The 4,710-nt window shown below is 68.6% G+C and carries 4 protein-coding genes and 1 pseudogene; 1 reads left to right on the top strand and 4 read right to left on the bottom strand.

From position 1 onward, the window contains the following. On the bottom strand, positions 1-361 hold a 361-nt coding region (locus G6018_RS05370), incomplete at its 3' end, for a hypothetical protein (protein WP_241732001.1). 182 nt (positions 362-543) lie between these two features. Here G6018_RS05370 and G6018_RS05375 point away from each other — a divergent pair. Then, complete coding sequence (locus G6018_RS05375) at positions 544-2,988, top strand: glycoside hydrolase family 65 protein (protein ID WP_179524305.1); 2,445 nt, start codon at positions 544-546, stop codon at positions 2,986-2,988. Positions 2,989-2,995: 7 nt separating this feature from the next. On the opposite strand, the gene G6018_RS05380 is transcribed toward G6018_RS05375, so the two are convergent. The 3 genes and pseudogenes from G6018_RS05380 to G6018_RS05390 form a co-directional block, all read right to left on the bottom strand. Then, positions 2,996-3,586, bottom strand: a complete 591-nt coding sequence (locus G6018_RS05380; RefSeq protein ID WP_179524306.1) for a PGPGW domain-containing protein — start codon at positions 3,584-3,586, stop codon at positions 2,996-2,998. Between the two features lie 57 nt (positions 3,587-3,643). Next, a complete protein-coding gene (locus tag G6018_RS05385) occupies positions 3,644-4,366 on the bottom strand; it encodes a VIT family protein (protein ID WP_017838261.1) in 723 nt (240 codons plus the stop codon). 81 nt (positions 4,367-4,447) lie between these two features. Then, positions 4,448-4,710, bottom strand: a pseudogene (locus tag G6018_RS05390) (hypothetical protein); the annotation flags it as partial.

A 4,710-nucleotide genomic window follows, 5' to 3' on the forward strand; every position in this document is an offset into this window, starting at 1 on the left:
GGTGGTCGACCTCGTCCGGATCGTCCGAGGGCAGGCTCCAGACCACTTCTCCGGAGTCGGTGAGTTCCTTGAGCGCGAGGCGCGTGGCGCGCACCCACGTCACGTGCCGGAGTGCCGGCTCGTCGCGGAGCTCGTCCTCGGCCATGCCCTCCCGGAGGTCGACCATGAGACGTTCCCCGTCGGGAGCCTCGTACGCGGTGCACACGTGGTCGACGAGGACGGACAGTGGCCATGACGGACCGGAGCCGAGCAGATCGACGATGATCATGCGCGCATCGCCGACCTGGCAGGCCGTCGGTGTGGTGAGGACGTGGAGCCTGTCGGCCACGTCCTCCGTGATCTCGATGAACTGAACGGTCATGGTGAACCCCTGTTCCGGCGCGACGGTCGACGGCGGGCCCCGAGGCGCGGCCCGGGCCGTCCCGACTGTGACGTAGATCATACAATACGTCGGTGGCCGACGAGTCTCGGCCAGATGACGATCCCGGAAACAAGCACGTGGGATCCCGTCGGAACCGCAGGTCAGTCGATAGGGTCGACCGCGTGACCACTCTGCAGACCGGGCCCTCGAACGACACCACCGCTGGGCGGTCCGACGCCTTCACGCTGTCCTACTCCGGGTTCGATCCCGGCGAGGAGGGGCTGCGCGAGACCCTCACGTCGACGGGCAACGGCTACCTCTGCACGCGGGGCGCGGCCGAATGGGAGGACGCCGACGGGGTCCACTACCCCGGGACGTACGTCCACGGCCTGTACAACCGCGCGACCACCATGCTCGGCGGCGTCCCGGTGCACAACGAGGACCTGGTCAACCTGCCCAACTGGTTGCCGCTCAAGCTCAGGATCGGCGGGGCGGAGGTGCTCCGGCTCGCAGAAGTGGAGATCCTCGAGTACAGCCACCGAGTGGATCTGCGCTCGGCGCTGATGACCCGCCAGATCCGCTTCCGCGACCGGGAGGGGCGGGAGACCGAGTTGGTGAGCCGGCGCTTCGCGTCGATGGCCAGCATGCACCACGCCTACATGGAGTGGACGATCACGCCGCTGAACTGGTCCGGCCAGGCTGAGGTCGTGAGCGCGCTCGACGGACGCGTCACCAACGACGGCGTACCGCGATACCGGCAACTCGAGAGCGACCACCTCCGGCCGGGCAGCACGGTGTTCCCGCACCCCGAGGTGATGGCGCTGAAGGTGCGCACCCGGCAGTCCGAGGTGAACATCGGTGTCGCGGCACGGACCCTCGTCTCGACCGGCGGTCGGAAACGAGACGTGCCCCGCTCCGACTTCCGGATGGCGGACTACATCCAGCAGACCCTCCACGTGGAGCTGGAGCGCGACGTCCCCACCACGATCGAGAAGTCGGTGGCGCTGTTCACCTCGCGTGACCCGGCCACGGGGGACACGCTCCTGCGCGCCTCCCGGTCGGCCGCCCGGTCGCGCCCGTTCGGTGCGGCGTACGCGCACCACCGCGAGTCCTGGGAGCGGTTGTGGCAGGCGTGCGACCTCCACGTGTTCGGCGACGACGAGGCCCAGCACCTGCTGCGGGTGCACATCAGTCACATCCTGCAGACGTGCTCGCACAACACCGCCGACCTCGACGCCGGCGTGCCCGCCCGCGGGATCAACGGCGAGGCCTACCGGGGCCACGTGTTCTGGGACGAGTTGTTCGTCTTCCCGTTCCTGACCTTCCGGCTCCCGGCCGTCACCCGCAGCCTGCTCATGTACCGCTACCGGAGACAGTCCGAGGCGCGGGTGGCGGCGGCGACGGCCGGGTACGAGGGGTTCATGTTCCCGTGGCAGAGCGGATCGCTCGGCACGGAGCAGACCCAGGAACTCCACCTCAACCCGATGTCGGGGCGGTGGGACATCGACCTGTCGCACAACCAGCGCCACGTCAGCGCGGCGATCTTCTACAACGTCTGGCAGTACATCACCCTCACCGAGGACACGATGTTCCTCGAGTTCCGGGGTGCGGAGATGATGCTCGGCATCGCGCGGTTCTGGTCGTCCATCGCGCACTACTCACCGGAGCGGCAGCGCTACGAGATCCACGGCGTGATGGGGCCCGACGAGTACCACGAGAAGTACCCGGGCGCGTCCGAGGGCGGGCTGCGCAACAACGCCTACACCAACGTCTTCGTGGCGTGGATCTGCGACATCGCCGCCCACCTGCTCGACCTGCTGCCGGCGCCCCAGGCCGGCGCCGTCCGCGCCCGGCTCGAACTGCGTGACGACGAGATCGAGCGGTGGAAGGACATGAGCCGCAAGATGTTCGTGCCGTTCCACGACGGGATCATCAGCCAGTTCGAGGGGTACGAGGACCTCGACGAGCTGGACTGGAACTCCTACCGTGCCAAATACGGCAACATCCAGCGGCTCGACCGGATCCTCAAGGCCGAGGGCGACACCCCGGACCGGTACAAACTGGCCAAACAGGCCGACGCCGTGATGCTGTTCTTCCTGTTCAGCGACGACGAACTGCGGCGGGTCTTCACCAGACTCGGCTATGGGTTCGCGGACGATGCCGCACAGCGCACCATCGACTACTACGACCAGCGCACGTCACACGGGTCGACCCTGTCCTACATCACGCATGCCGGGGTCCTCGCCCGCTTCGACCCGGACAGTTCCTGGGATCGTTTCAAGGTGGCGCTGGGCAGCGACGTCAACGACATCCAGGGAGGAACGACCCGCGAGGGTATCCACATGGGTGTCATGTCCGGGACGGTCGACCTGATCCAGCGGTTCTACGCGGGGATGCGGGTGGAGAACGGGATGCTGCAGATCCACCCCAACCTGCCCCGGGATATCGACGGGGTCTCTTTCAACATGACCTACCTGCGGTCCCCGCTCACGGTGACGGTGATGCAGGACAGCGTCACGGTGCATCACAGAGACGGTGTGATCGACTCGACCCCGGTCCACGTGTGCGTGGCCGGACAGGAGCGCATGGTCGCGGTGGGTGGCGAGGAGACGTTCAGCCTGACGTGACGCCCGATCAGTCCGACGCGACGCCCGGCCCGGTGGGAGACGCGGCCGGGTGCGGCCTCCGGCCCGATGTGACGTCGTGCCGCGCCCGTCGCCGTTCCTCTCTCTCCCGGTGGCGGGCGGCGTGGCGTTCCCTCTCGCGCTCGGTCTCCACCTCGTGGTCGTACGGGTTCCCCCGGAATCGACGGATCGAGTAGACGATGAGGACGAGGCCGATCAGGCCGGAGCCGATCAGGCTTCCGCCGGTGCCCCACCCGCCGATGAACCACCAGGCTGGATCGAGGGGCCACCACTGTGGTGCCGGGGGGTGCTGGCCCCAGTAGATCCCGAGTCCGACCAGCCACGCCACGCCGAGCACCGACGCGGTGATCCTCGGCCAGGTCTGCACCCCTCGGGACGCGCCCTCGAGGGCCACGCGCTTGACGGGGTCGACCCGCTTCTCGAACCACTCGTACTGCTGGGAGAGCACGACCATGCCCGCGAAGAGAGTGAGCAGCCCGGGGCCGGGGAGGAACAGAGCGGCGATACCCAGCACGACGAGCGTCCACCCGAGTGTCTCGAGTGCGAGGCGCTTGGCCGCGACGTAACCGAGTCTTCTCACCAGACCATGGTGGCAGAGATCGGCTCACCGGTGCAGTAGCGAGCAACCCGTCCCCGGTCAGGCGACGGCGGTTCCCAGGATCGAGCCGATCCCGTAGGTCGCTGCCATGGCCGCGAGACCACCGAGGAGTAGCCGGCGCACGGCCTTGCCCCGATCCGCGTCTCCCAGACGCGCGGAGACGTATCCCGCGAGCGCCAGACCGACCATGGTGAGCACCGCGATCGTGGGCACTCTCAGGCTGGCGGGGGCGAGGATGGCGAGCAGAGGGATGATCGCCCCGAGGGTGAAGGCGATCGCGGAGGAGACGGCTGCGTGCATCGGGTTGGTCAGTGCCTCCTGATCGATGCCCAGTTCGGCGTCGAGGTGGGCGGAGAGTGGATCGACGGCGTGGAGTTCGGTGGCGACCAGCCGGGCGGTGTCCACACTGAGCCCCTTGGCGGTGTAGAGCCCGACGAGTTCTTCGAACTCGGCCTCGGGCTCGCGGTCGAGTTCGCCGATCTCCTTGGAGATGAGCGCACGTTCCGTATCCCGCTGGGTGCTCACCGACACGTATTCGCCGACGGCCATCGAGAACGCGCCGGCGGACAAGCCGGCGATCCCCGCGACCATCAGGGCGGATCGGTCGGTGGTGGCCGCAGCGACGCCCATCACGAGCCCGGCGGTCGAGAGCAGGCCGTCGTTCGCCCCGAGGACGGCGGCACGAAGCCAGTTGAGTCTGTCGCCGACCGAGGCGTCGTGCGGTTCGACGGCGTCGTGGCGGGTGGAGCGAGGGGTGTCCATGTGTCCACGCTAGGAGTCGGCGCGCGGAGTCGCAAGCGTCGAAAGCCTATCCTTACCAGCACTTCTTGCTCCTCGACGCGCTCAGGCCGGGACCGGGGAACCGAACGCCCGGGCCGCTCGGACGCCCGCCTCGAGGTCGACCTCGGGCCAGCCGTCGGGGGAGTGGAGGACGGCCGCCAGGTCCCGGGCGGACAACCGCGCACCGGCCGACAGGAGCGCGTCGACCGCTCCGGTCGCGGGGGCGTCGAGGAGGGTGTCGTCGGCCAGCTCGTCGACGATGTCCCGCACGGCCGTCGCGGTCACCGGGTAGATCTCCGGGTCGAAGCCGTCGTCGGTCGGCTGGA

Source organism: Dietzia sp. DQ11-44, assembly GCF_014145205.1.
In the GTDB taxonomy this organism is placed as follows: domain Bacteria; phylum Actinomycetota; class Actinomycetes; order Mycobacteriales; family Mycobacteriaceae; genus Dietzia; species Dietzia natronolimnaea.